This is a genomic window from Streptomyces globosus, assembly GCF_003325375.1.
GTDB lineage: Bacteria > Actinomycetota > Actinomycetes > Streptomycetales > Streptomycetaceae > Streptomyces > Streptomyces globosus_A.
The window spans coordinates 3297580-3317802 of record NZ_CP030862.1; the positions used below are offsets into that span (position 1 = coordinate 3297580).

The following is a 20223-nucleotide window of genomic DNA, read 5'->3' on the forward strand; positions in this document are numbered from 1 at the left end:
CCTAGCGCGGCGGCGGGCCGAAGCCGCCCGGGGCGGCTGGGCCGGAGCCGAAGTGCGGGCTGCCGAAGCCGGCGGAGCCGGCCGCCGGGCTGCCCCACGGGGCCGGGCCGGTCCCGTACGGTGCGGGCGCGGGGCCCAGCCGGGGCCCGAGGTAGTGCGAGACGACCGCGTGCAGCTGCGCCAGCCACTCCTGGATGCGGGCGGCGCGCCGGTTGTGGACCTGGCAGGAGTACGAGGTGCCGTCGTGCAGCCGGACCGTCACGACGAGGTGGCTGCCGCGGTGGCCCGGCCCGTAGGTGATCCCGGCGAGCTCGTCCCACAGGAAGTCCGCCTCCACGCCCTCCACTTCGAAGACGACGCCCGAGCCGTCGCAGACCACGCTGTTCCTGCGGTCGGCGACCACGAACTCCGGCGCGAGGAGGGGCGCCGCCCCCGGGACGGCCGGCGCTGCGGCCGGGACCGGCGGCATGCCGTGGGGGAGCGGCGGCACCGGCTGCGGCGGGTACGGCGTGGACGGCGCGCCGCCCGCCGCCGGGGCGTGCGGCGCGGCCGGAGCCTGCGCCGGCAGCGGCGGGGGCGTCCGGGGCGCCAGGGCCGCCGGTACGGCCGCCGGCGGGGGCGTCGCGGGCGCGCTCACCGTCGGAGTCCAGCCGGGGGCGGGGGAGCCGGCGGGTGCCACCGCGCCGTCGGCGGTCAGCAGGTCCAGCAGCGCCGACGGCGCCGGCCGTTCCGCCGGGTCCTTCGCCAGGCAGGCGGCAACCACCGGACGCAGTCCCTCCGGCACCGCGTCCAGGTTCGGAGGCTCGTGCACCGACCGGTACATCAGGCCCATCGGGGTGCCCTCGCCCCACGCGCTGCCGCCCGCCGAGGCGACCAGCACGGCCCCGAGCGCGAACACGTCGGCCGCGCCGGTGACGTCGTGGCCCAGCGCCTGCTCGGGCGCCAGGTAGCCCGGTGTGCCGAAGGCCGTGCCCGTCGCGGTCATCCGGGTGGACTCCAGGGCGCGCGCGATCCCGAAGTCGAGGACGCGCGGCCCGTCGTCGGCCATCACGATGTTGCCCGGCTTGAGGTCGCGGTGGACCAGGCCGCAGCCGTGGATGGCCTCCAGCGCCTCGGCGAGCGCCGCCGCGAGGGTGCGCAGCCCCGCCTCGTCCATCGGCCCGCCGGCGGCGAGCCGGGCGGCCAGCGTGGGCCCGGCCACGTACGCGGTCGCCAGCCACGGCGGGTCGCCGTCGACGTCGGCGTCGACCACCTGCGCGGTGTGGAAGCCGCCCACCCGGCGGGCGGCGGCCACCTCGGCCCGGAAGCGCTCCCGGAAGGCGGGGTCCGCGGCGAGCTCCGGACGGGCCACCTTCACCGCCACCAGCCGGCCGCCGCGGGAACGCGCCAGGTAGACCGTCCCCATGCCGCCCTCGCCGAGTCTGCGCTCGACGCCGTACCCCCCGATCCGTTCCATGCGCCCAGTATGAGGGCCTGCGCCGACACCGCCGCCACCAGGGAGGCCGCCCCGCAGTCCCGCACCGGACGTGCGGAACAGCGCCTGCGGTGCGGTAGAGTTGGTGTCGAGCCCGCGCCGTGACAGCGGTGGCGGGATCTGCGTTGGTGGTCCAAGGAAAGACGCCCCACTTCCTGTGGGGAGATGTAGGTGCAAGGCCTGCCCAGCGCTCTGCCAAGGCCCCGGCCTCCCAAGGGAGACCGGGGCCTTCTGCATGTCCGCGCAGGCCCGGCAGCCCGGGGGCCGGGCTGTTGCCGGCATTCCGCCACCGGAAGCAGAACAATCCGTCACCATGGGTGCACCGCCCGCCACCGGCTTGGAGGCCCGTTGATGGACGCCCGAGACATCGCCGATCTGGAGGACAAGGAGTACGAGGAGCTGATCGTGGCGAACGCCCACCCCCCGGCCCGCAGGCCCGAGGTGTGGGCGGCCCTCACCCACCCGGACAACCTGGGCCGCACGTACGACATCATCACCAACGTCCACCAGCGCACCGGCAACGTGCTGCGCAAGCGCAAGGCGGAGCGCGACCTCTTCCAGGCGCAGTGCTTCGCCCGCGGCGAGGAGGGCAAGCGGGAGTGGTTCGCCACCCGCGCCGAGTACGAGAGCTGGCGCAAGCGGGCCGCCAACTTCCACCAGATGATCCAGCGGGCCATCTCCGAACTGGGCAAGGTGCAGCGCTCGGTGAACCGCTCGGCCAACCACCGCGTCGCGCAGGAGCAGCGCGAGACGCTCCGCAGGCTCGCCCTCGCCGTCCACCGGCACCAGGCGGCCCACGCCACGGAGGGCGCCGCCGCCGCGCCGATCGACCACGAGCTCTGGCGGATGCTGGACGCGCTGACCGTGCCGGTCGGCGCCGAGCAGGAGCAGGTCCCGCTGCGCACCATGCTCGACATCTACTGGAGCGAGGCGCGGCCCGCGGAAGCCCTGAATCCGCCCCTGTCGCCGCGCCCGTAGCGCGGGGCGCACCTGCGCGCTGCCGCGGTCGCCCTCCGCTCCGGGCGAACGGGCTGTCGCAGGAAGGGGCTTCCGCTTCCGAATCCGTCAACTATAGTTACGCACGGCGGGCGTCAACTATAGTTACGCCCGCGGAAGGAGGCAGTTCCCCGTGGCGGATCCCGCAGAAGGACCCGAAGCACCGGAGCCGGCCATGCGAGGACCCGTCCCGGTCCCGGGCCCCGGCTCCCCCTTCAGCGACCGCCTGAACTTCCTCTTCGACCGCGTACGGCCGCCCGGCGCCGAGGAGTACACCAACGCGCACGTGGCCCGCACCATCTCCTCGTACGGGGAGGACAGCTACACCCGGTCCCACATCAGCCTGCTCCGCGCGGGCAAGCGCACCCCCACCATCACGATGGTGCCCCTCCTCGCCCGCTTCTTCGGCGTGGAGGCCGCCTACTTCGTCGAGGACGAGGTCACGCGGAAGGTCGCCACACAGTTCGAGATCCTCCGCAAGCTGAAGGAGAACGGCGTAGAGCAGATCGCCCTGCGCGCCATGGGCGTCTCCGCCGCCGGCCAGCGCAAGGTGCTGGCGGCACTCGAAGCCGTACGCAAAGAGGAAGGCCTGACCGACGACCCCGCAAGGGACCTGCCGTGACCGGCGACCGGTGTCTCCGGGGGAAGGGGAAGCTCCATGTGGCTCAGCCGTCGTAAGGGCGGAACCCGCAGCGAGGCCGACGAAGTCGAGCACCGCAGCCGGGAGTTCGTCGAAGGCCTCGGCCTGCCCGAGGTGGACAGCGTCCTGGACCTGGTGCCGTTCATGGAGGACCGCCTGGGCCGCACCATCCGCCTCATGCCCTTCGCCTCGGACCCCTCCGACCCCGACGCCCTCGACGCGTCCGCACCGTGCGGCCTGTGGCTGGCCACCGGCGACACCGACTACGTCTTCTACGACACCGCCATCAGCCGCGCCCACGCCGAGATCATCGTCGGCCACGAGTTCGGCCACATGCTGGGGCGCCACCGCGGCGGCGCGGCCGTCGACGCCGGCAGCCTCGGCGGCCTCATCACCGACATCGACCCTGCAACGGTCCAGCTCGTCCTCGGGAGGACCCGGTACAACGAGCCGGAGGAGTTCGAAGCCGAGATGCTCGGCTCCCTCCTCCAGGAGCACGTGAGCGCATCCCGCCCCCAGGGCAGCCGGGAAGCCGACCCGATAGCCCGCACGCTGCTGCGCTGACCGAACAGGGCCCCGTGAAAGACATCCTCCACCCTCTGTGCCTTGCCATCGCCGGCACCGGATTCCTCATCCTGGTGCGCGACCTGGGCAAGCGCCGCCGCGACCCCGCACTCGTCGCCCTCGCCTTCACCTACGGCTTCTCCGCCCTCAGCTACGCCGTCTCCCTCACACCCGTGTGGATCCGCGTCGACGGGTTCTTCGGCGTCCCGAACATCGTCGTGCCCATCGCCCAGGGCTTCGTCATCGTCGTCCTCGCCCTCCAGGCGACCGTGCTCGCCCACTGGTCGAAGCCGCCCGCCGAGGCCCGCCGCCGCAGCCGCCTCCTCCTCGCCGCCGCCGCCGGCGTCATCACCGCCATGGCGGTCCTCTTCGCCTCGCTCACCCCGGCCGCCACCCGGCCCACCGACTTCTCCCTGTACTACGCGCACGACCCCGTCTTCCAGGCGTACGTGCTGCTGTACTTCGGCGTGTACAGCGCCGCCGAAACCTACCTGGCCGTCTCCTGCTGGACGTACGCCCGCACCGCCGCCGACCGGTCCATCGCCTTCAGCCTGCGCCTCGTCACCGTCGGCGCCGTCATCACCCTCGGCTACAGCGGCATCCGCATCGCCGCGGTCATCGGCGCGGAGGCCGGCTTCAGCGTCAGCCACCTCAACGGCTTCGCCTGGGCCTGCGGCGACATCGGCGCCACCCTCACCCAGATCGGCTACCTGATCCCCACCGTCGCCCTGCGCGCCGCCGGCGTCCGCGACTGGGCCACCGCCCACCTGCGACACCGCCGCCTCGCCCCCCTGTGGACCGCCCTCGACCAGGCCGACCCCGGCATCACCCTGCGCCGCCCGTCCAGGCAGGGCCGCGACGTCCTGCGCGGCCGCAGCGCCCACTTCCCGCTGCTGCGCCGCCGCGTCGAGATCCGCCAGGGCCAGAAGGTGATGCGCCGCTACCTCGACCCCGCCGTCCGCGCCGAAGCCGAGGCCCGCCGCTCCGCCGCCGGACTCGCCGGCGCCGAACTCGCCGCGGCCGTCACCGCCGACCAGATCCGCGCCGCCCTCGACCGGCACGCGGCGGGCGACCCCGTCGCCGCCCCCGCCGACTACGCCGACGCCGACCTGCCGCTCGCCACCACCGAGGACGAGCTGCGCCACCTCCAGCGCGTCGCCGCCCACTTCACCCCGCCCGCGCCGCGCGGCGGCCGCACCACCGCCCGCGCCGCCGCCGACACCACCGACGCCGGCACTGCCGGCAGCGCCACCCCGGGAGCCCGCCCGTGATCCTCCGCCGCACCCTGCTCCTCGCCTCGACCGCCGTCGCCGCGGCCGCGTCCATGGCCACCCTGTCCGCCTCCGCCCGCTCCCGCGGCCCCGCCGGCAACCCGGGGGCCCCGCGCCCGGACCTCCACCTGGCCCCGGCGCGCGAGCAGCTCACCGCCCTGCGCCGGCGTGACACCACCAGCCGTGCCCTGCTGGAGCAGTACCTCCGGCACATCGAGGCCGCCAACCCCGGCCTCAACGCCGTCGTCACCCTCGACGCCGAAGGCGCCCGCGCCGCCGCCGACGCCGCCGACCGACACCTCGCCCGCACCGGCAAGACCCTCGGCGCCCTCCACGGACTGCCCCTCACCGTCAAGGACGCCCTCGAAACCAAGGGCCTGCGCAGCACCAGCGGCTCACCCGACCTCGCCGGGCACATCCCCGACCGGGACGCCGACGCCGTCGCCCGCCTGCGCGCCGCCGGCGCCGTCATCGTCGGCAAGACCAACGTCCCCGTCATGTGCCAGGACCTCCAGACCTCCAACCCGGTCTTCGGCACCACCAGGAACCCCCACGACGACACGAAGACCGCCGGCGGCTCCTCCGGCGGCCCCGCGGCCGCCGTCGCCTCCGGCATGACCAGCCTGGAGACCGGCTCCGACCTCGCCGGCTCGCTCCGCCTCCCCGCCGCCTACTGCGGCGTGTACGCGCTCCGGCCCAGCGGCGGCATCGTCCCCACCCGCGGCCACATCCCGCGCCCGCCGGGCTGGCTCTCCACCTCGGACATGCTCACCATCGGCCCGATCGCCCGGAACGCCGACGACCTCGCCGTCCTCCTCGACGTCCTGGCCGCCCCCGCGCCCGCGGAGGCCGCCGCCTGGCGCATCGACCTCCCGGCGCCCCGCCGCGGCCGCCTCGCGGACTACCGGATCGGCATCTGGCGGGACGACCCGTACTGCCGCGTCGACGCCACCGTCCGCCGGTGCCTCGACGACGTCGCCGCCCTGCTGCGCGCCGCCGGCGCCGCCGTCGACGACACCGCCCGGCCCGTCGACCTCCCCGCCAGCGACCGGCTGTTCCAGCGCCTCATGTTCGCCACCGCCGGCGCCACCGCCACCGACGAGGGCTTCGCCGCGGACATCGAGGCCGCGGAGAAGATCCCCGCCGACGACCCCAGGGGCCTCTTCCTGCACTCGCGCACCATGCGGCACCGCGACTGGCTGCGGGCGAACGAGGACCGGGAGAAGCTGCGCGCCCGCTGGGCCGACTACTTCACCACCCACGACGTCCTCATCACGCCGGCCGTCCCGGCCCCGGCCGTCGACGACCAGACGACGACACCGCTTCCGGACCGGTACATCACCGTCGACGGCGAGAAGAGGCCGTACTTCGACCAGACGGCGTGGCTGAACCTGGCCGGACACGTCCGGCTCCCGGCCGTCGTCATGCCGGCGGGGCGCACGCCCGGCGGGCTGCCGCTGTCCGTCCAGATCATCGGCCCGTACCTCGCCGACCGGACCGTCGTCGACGTCGCAAGGCACCTGGCGCGGCAACTGCCCGCGCCGGTCCTACCGCCCGCGTTCACCGCGTGACCGGGCGCCCATGACCGGGCTCGCTCTGCCCCCACGGGGGTGGGGCGGGGCGAGCCCGTACAAGCATGCAGGGCCCGGATACCGACGGGGGATACGGTACCCGGGCCCTGCGATCATCATCATAGTCCCCGCGGTCGGGTTCCGGTCCACCGCGGGTACCGAGTCGTGCCCGAACTGCCGCCGATCGGCCCACCGGAGGGGCCCCGGTCCGCGTCAGACGGGGGCCGTGCGGGTGGCGGCGTCCGCCACGGCGAGGAGGTCCGCCTCCCGGTGCGGGCGGGCCACGAGGTGCAGTCCGACCGGCTCGCCCGCCGGCGTGAACCCGGCCGGCAGGCTGATGGCGGGATGGCCGCTGATGTTGAACGCCCAGGTCAGCGCCACGCTGAGGGTGTCTCCGGGGCCGTCGTGGCCGTGCGGGGCGTTCGGCGTCGTCGGTGTCGCCACCAACTCCGCCTCCGCGAACACCGCGTCGAGCGCCCGCCGGAGGGAGGCCCGGGTGCGGTGCGCGGCACGCTCGGCGCCGGCGTCCGCCCCGCGCCCGCGCAGGGCCTCCCAGCACGCTGCCGGATCCGGCAGGACCACCGGCACGCCGACGGGATCGACCGCGCCGGCGCGCGCGAGCGCCCCCAGGTACGCCCGGGCCGTGCGCGCCACGGCCGGCTCCGCCGCCGCGAAGCCGAGCGTCGCCGACCAGGCCGTGCGCGGCGGGCGGGTCGGGCCGCGCTCCGCCGGGGGTGCGCCGGTGAGCGCGTCCAAGTAGGCGGCGGCGTCCTCAGGACGGCGGGCGAGCGGGCCGGCGACGTTGAGCCCCGCCCGGTCGCGCGCCGGCACCAGGCCGTTGGTCGGCTTCAGCCCGATCACGCCGCACCAGGCCGCCGGGATGCGCACCGACCCCGCCCCGTCGCTCCCGGTGGCCAGCGGCACCATGCCCGCGGCCACCGCCACGGCCGACCCCGCGCTCGAACCGCCCGGGCTCCACCGCGGGTCGAACGGGTTGAGGGTGACACCGCGGGCGGTGGTGCCGTACGTCTGCCAACGGGTGCCCCGGCCGGGCGTGGAGGTCGCGCCGACGGGCACGCACCCCGCGGCGACCAGCCGCACCGTCTGCAGGGACGCCAGCCCCTCCGTGCCCTTCACGGCCAGCGGCACCCCGGCCAGCGGCAGCCGCTCACCGGCCCGGACCCTGCGGTCGACGGCGTCGGCGTACCCGGCGGCCAGCTCGTCCCACACCGCGGTGAACGCCCGCAGCCGCCCGTCGTGCTCCCGCACCCGCCCCAGCGCGGCGCCCACCACCTCCCGCGCCGACACCTGCCGGCCGTTGACGGCCTCGGCGGTCGCACACGCGGACAGCCGCGCGAACTCGTCGGCGGCGGGGGAGGGCTGAGGGGCTCGCATCCCCCCATGATCGCCGGTCGGCGGGCGGGGCCGCCACGGCGTGTGAAGGGTCACGGCACGTCTGCCGGGCTGTCTTTGGCAGCCACGGAACACCTGCACCTCAATACAGGCCCCAAGTCCCTCCGCCCCGGCGCGTTGCCCGTCGGCCGCTGCGCTTGGCGCGAACCGCTGTGTCTGTCCGACGAGTTGGACGAAGGCTCGGCCTCCGGCCCCCCGGCGCCGGGGTCCTCGTCGTGGCTGCCGTCGACCGGCTCGGGCCAGATCGTCGATGCGGCTCCGCAGGAGGGCGCCGTCCTCCGCGTCGAGCGTGCTGCCGTGGTCGAGCCGGCCGAATCGTTCGTCCGGGCCCTTCCGCCGCAGCCCCGGGCGCCGGTCCGGACGCCTCTCCGCCGGGCGGGCCGGCTCCGACGGTGCAACGCTGGGAGGGAGCGCCGCGAGCGGCGCGGCCTCCCGGGCCGACGGCCCGGTGCTTCATCGCTCACTCGCGGAGATGCGTCATGTCCCCTGGAGCAGAGCCCCGTACCTCCCGCGCCTGCCGGGCACTCCTGGCGGCAGCCCTGGCCGGCGGTGTCCTGGCCGTCGCGGTGCCACCCGCCGCGGCCGCGGACGGCGCCGCGCTGCGGGCGCCGGCGCAGCCGTGCCGTACCGACCAGCTCGTGGCGAACAGCGCCGAGCGGGTCGGCGCCACCGGCTGGCGGATTACCGTCGTCAACGACGGCCCCCGCCCCTGCACCCTGGGCAGCCACCCCCGGCTCGCCCTCGCCGGGCAGGGCTCGCCCGACCGCAACAGGCCGCTCACCGTCACCCTGCAGGGCCGCCCGCAGCCCGTGCTGCTGCCCGTCGGCGGCACCGCCGCGACTGTCGTCACGTTCACGCCGGTCCTCGGCGAGGCCGACGGCTACTGCGCCTCCGGTGCCGATCCGACGGTCGCGCCCTCGCTCGTCGTCGGCTTTCCCAACAGCCGGGGAGGCCTCCAGCTCGCGCCGGACGACGGAGGCGAGTTCGCCCTGTGCGGCGGCACCGTCCGTGCGACCCCCTTCCGCGCGGTGCCCGCCAACTGACCTCGGACCTGCGGAAAAAACGTTGCCGCACGCTCCGGCGCACGCCTAAGGTCGAGCGCACCGAACGGCGTGTAGCTCAGCCAGTCAGAGCACCGGGCTTCCTACCCGGAGGGCGCAGGGGCAGGTCCTGCCACGCCGGCTATGAACGACGACGCTGACCAGCAGCACCCGACGCCCGCCGCCCGCCCCGCCGTGACCGTCTCGGCCGGATACGCCGCCGACCAGTTGCGGCGGGCGCTGCGCACCTCGCTGGCCCACCCCGATCCGGCCACACGGTCCCGCGCGGCCGGACGGATGGAGAAGTGGCGGGCGGTGCTCGCGGGCATGGCGGACGGCACCCTCGCGGTCGGCTCCCGCACGCCCGTCGCCGGACTGCCCGCCTGGGTCACCCCCGAGGTCGTCCGGGGCGGCTTCGCCACCGGCACTCCCGCCGCCGGCGGCCCGCTCGCCCCGTACGAGGAGGAGGCCGCCCGGCGGGCCGGGGTGCCCGCGGACCGCGCCGCCCTCTTCGAGCACGCCCTGACGGAGGACGGCCTCGCCGGCCTGTGGCAGCTCCTCGACAGCGGCCGGTACGAGGTCGCGCTGCCCGAGGAGGCGGCCCTGCTCACCGTCGCCTGGCTGGTGCGCGCCGACGACTTCGAGGCCGCCGCCGAACTCGTCGCCCGGCTGCGGCCGTTCGCGGGCCGGCTGCGGTTCCTGCCGCGCCCCGCCGACCGCCCCGCCGCGGACCCGAACGCGGTGCACCGCCGCACCGTCGGCGAGGCCGCCGCCGCACTGCGGGCCCGGCGGCCCAAGGAGGCCGTCGAGACCCAGCGGGAGGCGCTGTCGGTGTGGCGGCCCTTCGACGACGAACTCCTCGCCTACTGGCTCCCCCGCACCGACGCCGAAGCCGCCGCACCGGCGCGCACCGGCGTACGGGACGGCGGCGCCCGCGCCCTTCGTACGGCGGCCCCGTGCGCCGAGGCCGCGCGCCTGCTGGAGCGCTACCGCACCCTCGCGGCGGCCCACACGCGGTGCGGCAGGCACCGCGACCCCAAGAGCAACACCGGCATCATGCTGCGGGCCCTGGAGGACGCCGCCGCGGGCCGCCCGCAGGAGCCCAGGCTCGCGGGACTGCTGCGGCACGCCGTGACGTCGGCCGTCGCCAAGCGCGGCCGGCCCGGCTCGCCCGAACACGCCCGGCTGCGCGCCGAGCAGGCCCGCCAGGCCGCCCGGCCGGCGCACCACCGCATCGCCGCGGCCGTCGCCGACCGGCTCGCGGAGCTGGACCAGGGCGCGGGCACGCCCGACGTGGACGGCCCCGTCGCCCCGATCGGCGTACCCGAGGCCGAGGCCACCGGCCTGCCGGCCGGCACGGTGGTCCCGCCCCGGCTGCAGCAGGCGGTGTTCGGCGCGCTCAGCGCCCCGCCGGAGACCCTCGTCGAACGCGGCCTCGTGCCGTCGGCGGAGGTGCTGGCCGCGCTCGTGCCGCAGCTCGTGGCCAACGCCACAGCCGCCCGCCACGCCGACCCCGCGCTGCGCACCCTGGCCGCCGCCACCTACCGGGCGTTCCGCAACCGCCGTTCGCTGCTGCTGGTCCAGTACGCGCACCAGGTGCGCGTCGACGAGCTGCCCTGGGTGCAGGCCGTCGCCGCGCACGGCGTCGACGCCGATGCCGGGGCCCGGGCGAGGGCCGCGGCGCATGCCGCGCTGCGCCGGGTCGGCGACCTGGCCGTCGGTGCGTTCCCCGGCACGCTGCTGCCCAACCCGCTGGTGCGGGAGATGTCCCACCTGGCTCAGCAGGCGGAGCTGTCCGCGCCGTTCACCGAGGAACTCGCAGCCGACATCTTCATGGGGGGCTTCACCCCGAAGTTCCTCGCCGCCGCCCGCACCGCCGCCGACCTCCTCGACGGCAGCCTGTACGCCCGCTACTACGGCATCGACTGCGCCGCCGTGCGCAGCATGGCCGTCGTCCACGCCGCGGAAGGCCTCGGCAGCCCGTCCCGGCGGCCCCGCACGGTCGAGGCCTTCGACCGGCTGTGCGCGCAGCGCGCGGGCGGGGACACGGGTCGCTCCTGGTCGCCCGCGGCGAACGGCACCGTCATCGAGCAGGCGCAGATCCTCACCACGCACAACCTGGCCGTCCTGGTGCGGTACGCGAACGTGGCGCCCGCGGCCGGGTGGGAGGCGCTGGCGGGGGAGTGCCTGGCGACGGTGTGCCGGCTCGTCACCCGCGTCCAGGGCCACCCCCGGCCCCTCGGGACGCTGAAGGACGCGGCGTACGCGTGGCGGCAGATGCTGTTCCACCTGTCGCTGTGCCCGCCCGACCGGCAGGCGGCGTTCGCCGGGCACGCCGCGGCCGAAGCCGCCCGGCAGCCCTGGCACACCGCGGCCCGCCTGGCCCCGGCGGTCGCCGGACTGCGCCTGGTCGCGGCCGGCGGGGTGTTCGACGCGGACGGCACCGCTCTGGGCGGCCTGGCGCGCCGCTTCCAGGGCTGGACGACGACCGGGCACTGGATGCGGGGCCGGCCGGCCGGCTGAGCTGCGCGGGGGCGCCGCGGCTCGGGACGGGGGAGTGGCGTCGCCCACACTCCGAGTCGCCGGATTCCAAGGCGGCTGCGGTGGTTTGTGCATCGATCCGCAGGGGGCCGGTGGCCGCAGCCGTCGAGCCGACGGACTGGACCCTTCCGACAGGGGGTCAGCCCGCACCGGCCTCCCGGCGGTTGTCGGAGCCGGATGGCACCATCTGGCGCGTGGTTCGAACGGCTACAGGGGGTAGGCATGGCGAACACGTACGACTGGCCGCGCGGAGCGGAGAGCGCCGACAGCGAGGCGCTGGAGCGCTGGCTGGACGCCCGGGGGTGGGAGGTCGACCCGACGGTGTTCATGGCGGGCGTCCTCGGCCCGGCGGTCCAGGTGCGCCCCGTCGGCGAGACCGCGTTCGAGGACGAGGCGGGCCTGCTGATCCTGCCCGGTGAGACGGTGGAGTTCGACGGCCGGCGCATGCGCATCGTCCCGCCCCTCGCCGCCGCGGCCGCCCCCGCATAGCGGCACCCACGGGAGACGCCGCCCGCCCGGCGGCGGCATCCCCCACCCGGGATTCGCCCGGCGCATTGCCGCACGGGGGGCGTTCCGCCTGCGGGCGGGAGAACAGGCGGAGGATTCCGGGGCACGGGCCGGGGCGTGCGCCGTCCGGGCGCGGATGTCACCCGCCCGGCCTACCATGAAACGGCCGGACCGCTCCCCGGCCGCGTGTAGCGACGCCCCGGGCGGCTCCGGCGTTTCCGCAGGCCGCGGCACCCGTCTCGGGGGACGCACGGGCTGCACGGCCGCCTTCGCCACCGGACGGGAGGGCGCGATGTCCGCGTACCGCACCGCAGCCGCCGACGGCCGGATCGTCCGAGTCCCGAGCGGGACTCTCCCCAGCGTGCACGGGGCCCGGTATTCCGGCTATTGAACGAGCGGGGGGCGCGTGCAGCGATTTCGTGCGCCCGCGTAAAGCGCCGGCCTTAGGTGCCTGTATGGCGAAATCGTTGTGGCGAGAAATGCATCTGCCATGAATTGGTAATGCCTTGGTAAATTGGGCGCTGCTCCTGTGGTGTGGAATGCGCCGCGGGTTTTCCGCCCGACCCCGGCTCTCCCGGGGCCGTCCCCGTGTGCCGCACCACCCGCCCCAGCAGCGCATCCGGACCCGACCCGACCACACCGCGCCCACACGGCACAACCCCCCTGCGGGCGCAGGAGGCAGGCCTTCGTGAATCCCTCATCGAAACGGCGCGCCCATGCCGCCCCGATCGACGAACGGGAAACCCCGCCCATGACCGACACCACTTCCGTGTTCGCCGCATTCCGGCGCCCCGCCCTGCTCCGCAAGGAGGCGATGGCATCCCTCGTCGTCTTCCTGGTCGCCCTGCCGCTGTGCGTCGGCGTGGCCGTCGCCTCCGGTGTCCCCGCCGAACTCGGCCTCATCACCGGCATCGTCGGCGGCATCGTCGTCGGCCTCATGCCCGGCAGCAGACTCCAGGTCAGCGGGCCCGCCGCCGGCCTGACCGTCCTCGTCTTCGAAGCCGTACGGGAATTCGGGCTCGGCATGCTCGGCCCCATCGTGCTCGCCACCGGACTGCTCCAGGTCGTCCTCGGGTGGGCGCGGTGCGGCCGCTGGTTCCGGGCGATCTCCGTCTCGGTGGTCCAGGGCATGCTCGCGGGCATCGGACTGGTGCTGGTCGTCGGCCAGTTGTACACCGTCGCCGGGGCGGAGCAGCCGCACTCCGGCCTCCGCAAGATCCTCGGGATCCCCGGCCTCCTGGCCGACACCGTGACCAGCGCCCCCGCGCTGACGGCGGCCGGTGTCGGCGTGTTCACCGGCGCCGTCCTCGTCGCCTGGAAGAAGGCGCCCGCCCGGGTGCGCGCCGTGCCGGCGCCGCTCGCCGCGGTCGCGCTCGCCACCGCGGGAACGGCTGCCCTGGGACTGGACGTTCCGAAAGTCGAGGTGCAGGGGCTCCTCGCGGCCATCCAGCCGCCCAGCCTGAGCGACCTCGGCGGACTGGGCACCCTGGCCGTCCTCGGCACCGTCCTCGCCTTCACCCTCATCGCCTCCGCCGAATCCCTCTTCAGCGCCGCCGCCGTGGACCGCATGCACGACGGCCCCCGCACCCACTACGACAAGGAACTCGTCGCGCAGGGAGTCGGCAACACCGTCTGCGGCGCCCTCGGCTCCCTCCCGATGACCGCCGTCATCGTGCGCAGCTCCGCCAACGTGCAGGCCGGCGCGACGACATCGCTCTCCCGCGTGCTGCACGGAGTGTGGCTGCTGCTGTTCACGGTCCTGTGGCCGACCGCCATCGGCGTCATCCCGCTCGCCGCGCTCGCAGCCGTGCTCGTCCACGCCGGCTGCAAGCTGATCCCCGTCAAGGCGCTGGTGCCGCTGTGGCGCGAGCACCGGGGCGAGGCCGTCATCCTGTGCGCGACGGCCGCGGCCATCGTGATGACGAGCATGTTCGAGGGCGTGGTCCTCGGGCTCCTGCTGGCCGTCGTCAAGTGCGCGTGGGAGACCTCCAAGGTGCAGGTCACCGTACGCGAACTGGTCGGCGGGCGCACCGTGGTGGCGCTCACCGGCAACGCGACCTTCCTGCGCCTGCCGCACATCCTGGAAACGCTGGAGGCGCTGCCGCACGGCCGGCCTGTCGAACTCGACCTCACCGAGGTGCGCCACCTCGACCACGCCTGCCGGGCCGCCCTGGAGGGCTGGGCGGAGCGGCACCGCGGGGCCGGCACGGCGCCGGTGCGGGTCAGGGAGCCGGCCGCGCAGGAGGCCGGCGGGGCCGGCCCCGGGCCGTCGGCGGCGGGAGGCTGACGCACACACCCTCCCGGCGGGGCGCCGGAGCCGCGGAGGGCGGCCCGGCGCCCCGCCGCCGGCCGCGCCCGGCTCCGGACAGGCCCGAGCGGTCCCGAGCAGCTCGCAGACGGCTCGAAGCAGGACCGGCTCCCGCCGGAGCGCGCAGGATTCAGGCCGTCCTTCTGGCCGACCGACGGCGATTCCTTGGTTTCCCCTTGTCCGCTTCTTGGGTCCCCCTTTACTGTCTGGAAGCGGCGGGTGCAAAGCAGCACTCTCGCCGCAATTCCCCATCTATCGGAGGTTTCCCATGGAGCAGCTCATCCGCAAGATGACGCAGGACGACGTCTGGAACCGCTGGGTCGCGGCGAACTCCGCCCAGGGCGCGAAGGACGGGTGCATCAGCTCCTCCCCGAAGGCGGGCTGCATCAGCGCCGCCGGCAAGACCGGCTGCATCTCCTGACGGCCGGACCACCCGGCACCGCCTGAGGCGGGGCCCCGAGGCCGGCGCCGCACCGGCAGGGCCGCCCCCTGCCCGCTGCGACGGCCCGACGGCCCCGCCCGGCGGCCGAGACAGCACCCGCCGCGCCGCCACTCCGCGCCCCGCACACCCGAAGGTGGTCATGGACGCCACACCCGCCCCGAGCGGCATCCCGGACGCGGACGGGCTCCCGTCCGCCGAAGTCCTCGCCTGCATCCGGGACATACCCCTCTACCAGCCCTCCCTCGCCCGCGGCCGCTTCCCGATCCTGGAGAAGCCCGACATCGCCCGCGGCTTCCCGGACAACTGGATGACCCCGGGCCTGGCCGCCGCCCTGGAGTCCGGCGAAGCCGAGTACGTCCTGTCGACGGGCACCAACCACGCCCGGATGCAACTCATCCGGCCCCCGTACTTCCTGCTCCGCTCCTACTACCGGCTGTGGAGCGAGCACCCCGACCTCGCCCACACCTGGGAGAGCGGCTGCCGGCGCGTCTCGCTGACGACCGTCCTCGCCACCGAGCACGTCGCCCGCGTCAACGCCCGCAAGCACGGCACCGAACCCGCGGCCGTGCCCTCCCTCGAGGACCGCCGGCTCGACGACCGCACCCTCTACCTGAACCTGCACCTGGACCCCGCCGAGTGGAGCCGCGCCGACATCGCGCGGATGCTCGCCGAGATCCGCCGCGTCTGCGCCGAACACCCCAAGGGCGACTACCACCTGGACTGCTCCGGCTACCACCTGGCCCACCTCGTGCACCGCGCGCAGGCCTTCGGCCTGTGGAACCCGGAGGACTTCCCCCGGCCGGCGAGCATCGTGACCGCCTACGAGTACACGCCGGCCAACGTCCGCCGCTATCTCGCCGACCGGTTCGACGTCCCCGTCATCGACCTGTTCGGCAGCACCGAGCTGGGCTACCTCTTCCACAGCGACCGCCACGGCCGCTACCACCCCTACCTGGACCGGATGGGCGTCGAACTCGTGCCCGTCGCCCCCGGCAGCGGCATCCACAGCCTCATCGTCACCAGCATCCGCAACCCGTACATGCCGCTGGTCCGCTACCGCTCCGGGGACTGCGTCCGCACCGCCGACGGCAGCCCCGACCCGGACAGGATCACCGCCTTCTGCGGGCGCGAGAAGGAACTGCTCGCCACCCCGCACGGCCCCGTGGCCCACGCCGACGTCGACGACGTCGTCACCGCCACCGCCCCGCAGGTCTTCCTCGCCCGCCTCGACGTGGCCGCCGGCGGACCCGCCGCAGCCGCCCGGCTGCACTACACCACCTTCGACGGCCGCCCGCTGGACGCCGACCGGGCCTCCGCCCTCGCCTCCGGCCTCTCCGCCCTGACCGGCCGCCCGTGCACCACCGCCCACGCGGCGCACCTTCCCATCGGCAGGTCGGGCAAGTACCCCTGGCTCGCCGCCCACGACGACCCGGCCGCCGCGCCCGCCGCGCAGCCGCCGCAAGGAGGCACGGCATGAGCCCCCGTACCAGCCCCGAGGCGCTGCGCGCCCTCCTCGGCCCCGTCCTGCACGAGGAGGCCGTCCGGTACGCCGAGGCCCGCACCGGCGCGGGGCGGGCACATGCCGAGCGGCAGGTCCAGGAGTGCCTGCGCTACCTCCACCTCGTCTCCTCCCACCCCGACCGGCTCGGCGGCCTGTTCCTGCCGGTCGAGCAGGACATCGACGAGATCTGGCACTACCTGATCCTCCAGACACGCGAATACCGCGCCCTGTGCGAGGAGCGGCTGCCGGGCCGCTTCTTCATCCACCACCGCAGCATCGGCTACCAGGACTACCAGGCCGAGCCGGGGCGGGAGCGCGCCGCGGAGGAGGCGCTGCGCTGGATCCCGCTGTACTGCGCCGAGTTCGGTCCGCTGGACGAGGGCGTGCTGCCGCACTGGACCATCGTCCGGTTCCTGCACGAGAACCTCGGGCTGTCGCTCGCCGAGATCTCGGCGCTGGACGCGGCCCCGCAGCCGCAGCCCGAGCCGGCCTCCGCGGGCTGACCGCCCGGGACGGCGTCAGCGCGGCACCGGGGTCAGCGCGGGAACGGGGTCAGCGGGCGGTCGGGGGCGAGGGCGGCGGAGATGCGCCGGGCGACCGTCTCCGCCGTGTTTCCCTGCGGGGCCCGCGGGCCGGTGGTCGTCGACACCGCGATCGCGAGCCGCTCCTCCGGCAGGTACGCCTGCACGGCTGCGTAGCCGAAGAACGAGGGGTTCGTCATCACCCACCCGTCGAGGACGATGACCCCGACCCCGAAGTGCGCCTCGCGGGTCTGCCGCAGGCACACCGAGGCCGGGCAGTTCACGGTGGCATGCCCCAACCCGGCCGTACCCGGGTCGCGTTGCAGCCGGTACGAGGCGGGGGACAGCAGCTCGCCCGCGCCGACGGCCTGCGCCGACCGGGCCAGGTCGCACACGTCCATGGTCAGGACCGCCCCGGGGGCCGTCGTCCAGGAGGGGTTCCAGTACGTGGAGTCGACGTACAGGCCCTCCGCGTCCTCGGTGAAGGCGTGCAGCACAGGCTGCGGGATGGCCGGCGTGTACCCGTTCCGGGTCTGCCGCAGCCCCGCCGGGCCCATGACGCGCTCCTGCAGCAGCCTGTCCAGCCGGGTCCCGGTGATCTTCTCCAGTGCCGCTCCGAGCAGGACGAAGTTGGCGTGGGAGTAGCTCCAGTCGGTCCCCGGGGGGTACCAGAGGGGGTGCCGGATGGAGATCCCGACGAGTTCCTCGGGCGTCCAGTGCCGGTTCGGATCGGCGCTCAGCTCCTTGACGAACACCGGGTCGGTCACGTAGTCGTGCAGGCCCGAGGTGGAGGTGCCGAGCATCTTCAGCGTGATGCGGTCGCCGTCCGGCAGGTCGGGCAGCCAGCGCGAGACGGGGTCGTCGAGGCGGACCCGCCCCTCCTCGGCGAGCTGCAGCAGGACGATGCCGAGGTAGACGATGCCGACCGAGCCGGCGCGGAAGTGCATGGCGGGTGTGGCGGGTTCGCCGCTGCGGGACTCGCCCACGGCGCCCGTCACGACCTCCTGCCCGTCCACGGCCACACTGAACTGCACCGCCCTCAGATCGAGTTCGGCCTTCGCCTGCTCGACGATGCCGCGGATCTCGCGGGCCGCCGGCCCGCCGGCGGAGGCGGGGGTGGCCACGCAGCCGCCCGCGGCGGAGGGGACCGCACCGGCGGGGACCGCGGCCGGAACGTGCAAGGCCGCGGCGGCCAGAGCGGCGACGCAGAGCGACGCAACCCGTCGGTAGCTCATAAAGGCACTATGCGCCCGCCCCCGCCCCACCGCGCGCCGGGGGCAACGGCCGTGCCGGGCGGATCCGCCCGTGGGAAAATGGCGCCCCGGCAGGGGACAGGGGCTCCGGCCCGGGCTCGGCTACGGCAGGGGCGTGCCGCGGGCCGTGGTCCAGAGGGTGTACCACTCCTCGTGGGTGAGGTCGGGGGCGGGGCGCCGGGCCGCGTCGCGGCAGGCGCGGATGCGGGCCGGGTCGGACGTGCCGACGATCGGGGCGATGCCTGCCGGGTGGCGCATCAGCCACCACAGCAGCACCGTCTCGGGTGTCGTGCCCTTCTCCTCGGCCAGCCGGGACAGGAGCGCCGCCGTGGCCCGCTCGGCCGGCGTCTCCTGACGGCCCGTGAACCGGCCCTGCGCCAGGGCGCCCCACGCCTGGAGGCCGATGCCGCGCTCGCGGCAGAACTCCAGGGTGCCGAAGGGGAAGCCGTTGGCGGCGGCCTGCGGCGTGTTGAGGAGGACGCCCGCCTCGACCCAGTCGCGGCTGTGCAGGCTCATCTCCAGTTGGTTGGCGACCAGCGGCATCTCCAGCCGGGCCTGGAGCGCGGCGATCTGCGCGGCGCCCGTGTTGGACACGCCGAACCGGCGGACGAGGCCCTGCCGGCGCAGCGACTCCAGCGCCTCGGCCGTGTCGTCGGGGTCCGCCAGCGGGTCGGGGCGGTGGAGCAGAAGGATGTCGATCACGTCGGTGCGCAGCCGGGCCAGGCTCTCCTCCACCCGGTGCAGGATGCTCTTGCCGCGCAGGTCGTACATACCCGGCCGGCCGCCGTCGGGGAGGCGGATGCCGCACTTCGTCTGGAGGGTGATGCGGCCGCGCAGCCCGGGGTCGCGGGCGAGGACCTCGCCGAAGACGGCCTCCGACTTGCCGTGCCGGTAGATGTCGGCGTGGTCGAAGGCCGTGATCCCGGCGTCCAGGGCGGCCCGTACGGCAGCCTCCGCCGCGTCGACGTCGGCGGGGCCGTACGGCTCGGTGTCCCAGCTCCCGCCGAGGCCCATGCACCCGTACAGCACCCGCCCGGGGCCGCCGCCCGCACCGCTCGCACTCGTCGTCATGGGCGCCACCCTAGTGCTGTGGCCGGGATGGATCACCGGGGCCGGGGTGTTCGCCGCCCGGGGCGCGGGGTAGGCGCGCGGTATGAGCTACGTCCATGCGGGCCGGGACTACGAGCGCGACACCCGGTACCTCACCACGCGGATCACCGCCGACGGCCGCGACGGGTACCCGGTCGAGCCGGGCCGTTACCGCCTCGTCGTGAGCCGGGCCTGCCCGTGGGCGAGCCGCGCCGTGATCGTACGCCGGCTCCTCGGTCTGGAGGACGTCCTGCCGATGGCGGTCGCCGGACCCGTCCACGACGAGCGCAGCTGGACCTTCGACCTCGACCCCGGCGGCCGGGACCCGGTCCTCGGCATCGAGCGGCTCCGCGACGCCTACCTCGCGCGGGACCCGGCGTACGACCGCGGCATCACCGTGCCCGCCGTCGTCGACGTGCCCACCGGCAAGGTCGTCACGAACGACTTCGCGCAGATCACCCTCGACCTGTCCCTGGAGTGGACCGCCCACCACCGCCCCGGCGCGCCCGACCTGTACCCGGCCGTACTGCGGGAGGAGATCGACGCGGTGAACGAGCCGGTCTACCGGGACGTGAACAACGGCGTGTACCGCGCCGGCTTCGCCGGCTCACAGGAGGCGTACGAGGCGGCGTACGACCGCCTCTTCGACCGGCTCGACCGGCTCGGCGAGCGCCTGACCCGCTCCCGGTACCTGGTCGGCGACACCGTCACCGAGGCGGACGTGCGGCTCTTCACCACCCTCGTGCGGTTCGACTCCGTCTACCACGGCCACTTCAAGTGCAACCGGCACAAGCTCACCGAGCTGCCCGTGCTGTGGGCGTACGCCCGGGACCTGTTCCAGACCCCCGGTTTCGGCGACACCGTCGACTTCGACCACATCAGACGGCACTACCACCTCGTGCACACGGACATCAACCCGACCGGGATCGTCCCGGCCGGCCCGGACCTCTCCCCGTGGCTCGCCCCGCACGGACGCGAGGTCCTGGGCGGCCGCCCCTTCGGCGACGGCACCCCGCCCGGCCCCGTCCCGCCGCAGGAGGCGGTCCCCGCGGCCCACACGCCCCGGCGGCACGCGCCGATGACGCAGTGACG

17 protein-coding genes and 1 tRNA gene are annotated in these 20223 nt (G+C 75.3%); 14 read left to right on the top strand and 4 right to left on the bottom strand.

All coding sequences use genetic code 11. The features are described from left to right. Nucleotide 1: 1 nt before the first annotated feature. Nucleotides 2-1456 (bottom strand): serine/threonine-protein kinase, encoded by a 1455-nt coding sequence (locus tag C0216_RS14310; protein WP_114055655.1) that lies wholly within the window; start codon nt 1454-1456, stop codon nt 2-4. A gap of 369 nt (nt 1457-1825) precedes the next feature. Between C0216_RS14310 and C0216_RS14315 the strand changes: the two genes are divergently transcribed. From C0216_RS14315 to C0216_RS14335, 5 genes are all read left to right on the top strand, one after another. Further along, nucleotides 1826-2452 (top strand): hypothetical protein, encoded by a 627-nt coding sequence (locus tag C0216_RS14315; protein WP_114055657.1) that lies wholly within the window; start codon nt 1826-1828, stop codon nt 2450-2452. Between the two features lie 151 nt (nt 2453-2603). Continuing rightward, entirely contained in the window at nt 2604-3092 is a 489-nt protein-coding gene (locus tag C0216_RS14320; protein ID WP_246042535.1) for a hypothetical protein, read from the top strand. Between the two features lie 36 nt (nt 3093-3128). Beyond that, nucleotides 3129-3674 carry a hypothetical protein gene (locus C0216_RS14325; protein WP_246042536.1) on the top strand — a complete coding sequence of 182 codons (546 nt, stop codon included), beginning with the start codon at nt 3129-3131 and terminating at the stop codon, nt 3672-3674. 14 nt (nt 3675-3688) lie between these two features. Next, nucleotides 3689-4945, top strand: a complete 1257-nt coding sequence (locus C0216_RS14330) for an MAB_1171c family putative transporter (protein ID WP_216827081.1) — start codon at nt 3689-3691, stop codon at nt 4943-4945. After that, a complete protein-coding gene (locus C0216_RS14335) occupies nt 4942-6516 on the top strand; it encodes an amidase (RefSeq protein WP_114055660.1) in 1575 nt (524 codons plus the stop codon). The genes C0216_RS14330 and C0216_RS14335 overlap by 4 nt, the downstream gene beginning before the upstream one ends. Nucleotides 6517-6729: 213 nt before the next feature. Here the strand turns inward: C0216_RS14335 and C0216_RS14340 are convergent, their stop codons facing one another. Continuing rightward, nucleotides 6730-7911 carry an amidase gene (locus tag C0216_RS14340; RefSeq protein WP_114055661.1) on the bottom strand — a complete coding sequence of 394 codons (1182 nt, stop codon included), beginning with the start codon at nt 7909-7911 and terminating at the stop codon, nt 6730-6732. A gap of 497 nt (nt 7912-8408) precedes the next feature. Here C0216_RS14340 and C0216_RS14345 point away from each other — a divergent pair, with 497 nt between their 5' ends. The 8 genes from C0216_RS14345 to C0216_RS14375 all read left to right on the top strand — a co-directional run bounded on the left by C0216_RS14345 (nt 8409) and on the right by C0216_RS14375 (nt 16771). After that, entirely contained in the window at nt 8409-8972 is a 564-nt protein-coding gene (locus tag C0216_RS14345; RefSeq protein WP_114055663.1) for a DUF4232 domain-containing protein, read from the top strand. A gap of 65 nt (nt 8973-9037) precedes the next feature. Further along, nucleotides 9038-9111: transfer RNA gene (locus C0216_RS14350), tRNA-Gly, on the top strand. Nucleotides 9112-9113: 2 nt separating this feature from the next. Further along, a complete protein-coding gene (locus C0216_RS14355) occupies nt 9114-11492 on the top strand; it encodes a hypothetical protein (protein ID WP_114055664.1) in 2379 nt (792 codons plus the stop codon). Nucleotides 11493-11732: 240 nt separating this feature from the next. After that, nucleotides 11733-11999, top strand: coding sequence for a hypothetical protein (locus C0216_RS14360; protein WP_114055665.1), 267 nt, complete (start codon nt 11733-11735; stop codon nt 11997-11999). A 769-nt stretch (nt 12000-12768) separates the two neighbouring features. Next, nucleotides 12769-14304 carry a SulP family inorganic anion transporter gene (locus C0216_RS14365; protein WP_114055666.1) on the top strand — a complete coding sequence of 512 codons (1536 nt, stop codon included), beginning with the start codon at nt 12769-12771 and terminating at the stop codon, nt 14302-14304. 289 nt (nt 14305-14593) lie between these two features. After that, nucleotides 14594-14746, top strand: a complete 153-nt coding sequence (locus C0216_RS33875; protein ID WP_174250396.1) for a hypothetical protein — start codon at nt 14594-14596, stop codon at nt 14744-14746. Between the two features lie 160 nt (nt 14747-14906). Next, nucleotides 14907-16244 carry a hypothetical protein gene (locus C0216_RS14370; RefSeq protein ID WP_114055667.1) on the top strand — a complete coding sequence of 446 codons (1338 nt, stop codon included), beginning with the start codon at nt 14907-14909 and terminating at the stop codon, nt 16242-16244. Continuing rightward, nucleotides 16241-16771: a hypothetical protein gene (locus C0216_RS14375; protein WP_114055668.1), complete on the top strand. Its 531-nt coding sequence runs from the start codon at nt 16241-16243 to the stop codon at nt 16769-16771. The genes C0216_RS14370 and C0216_RS14375 overlap by 4 nt, the downstream gene beginning before the upstream one ends. 32 nt (nt 16772-16803) lie before the next feature. On the opposite strand, the gene C0216_RS14380 is transcribed toward C0216_RS14375, so the two are convergent. Together C0216_RS14380 and C0216_RS14385 are read right to left on the bottom strand one after the other, a co-directional pair. Next, nucleotides 16804-18024 (bottom strand): serine hydrolase domain-containing protein, encoded by a 1221-nt coding sequence (locus tag C0216_RS14380; RefSeq protein WP_114055669.1) that lies wholly within the window; start codon nt 18022-18024, stop codon nt 16804-16806. Nucleotides 18025-18144: 120 nt separating this feature from the next. Further along, nucleotides 18145-19113 (bottom strand): aldo/keto reductase, encoded by a 969-nt coding sequence (locus C0216_RS14385; RefSeq protein WP_246042537.1) that lies wholly within the window; start codon nt 19111-19113, stop codon nt 18145-18147. Between the two features lie 82 nt (nt 19114-19195). Here C0216_RS14385 and C0216_RS14390 point away from each other — a divergent pair, with 82 nt between their 5' ends. Continuing rightward, nucleotides 19196-20221, top strand: coding sequence for a glutathione S-transferase family protein (locus C0216_RS14390; protein WP_114055670.1), 1026 nt, complete (start codon nt 19196-19198; stop codon nt 20219-20221). The last annotated feature ends 2 nt before the right edge of the window (nt 20222-20223 follow it).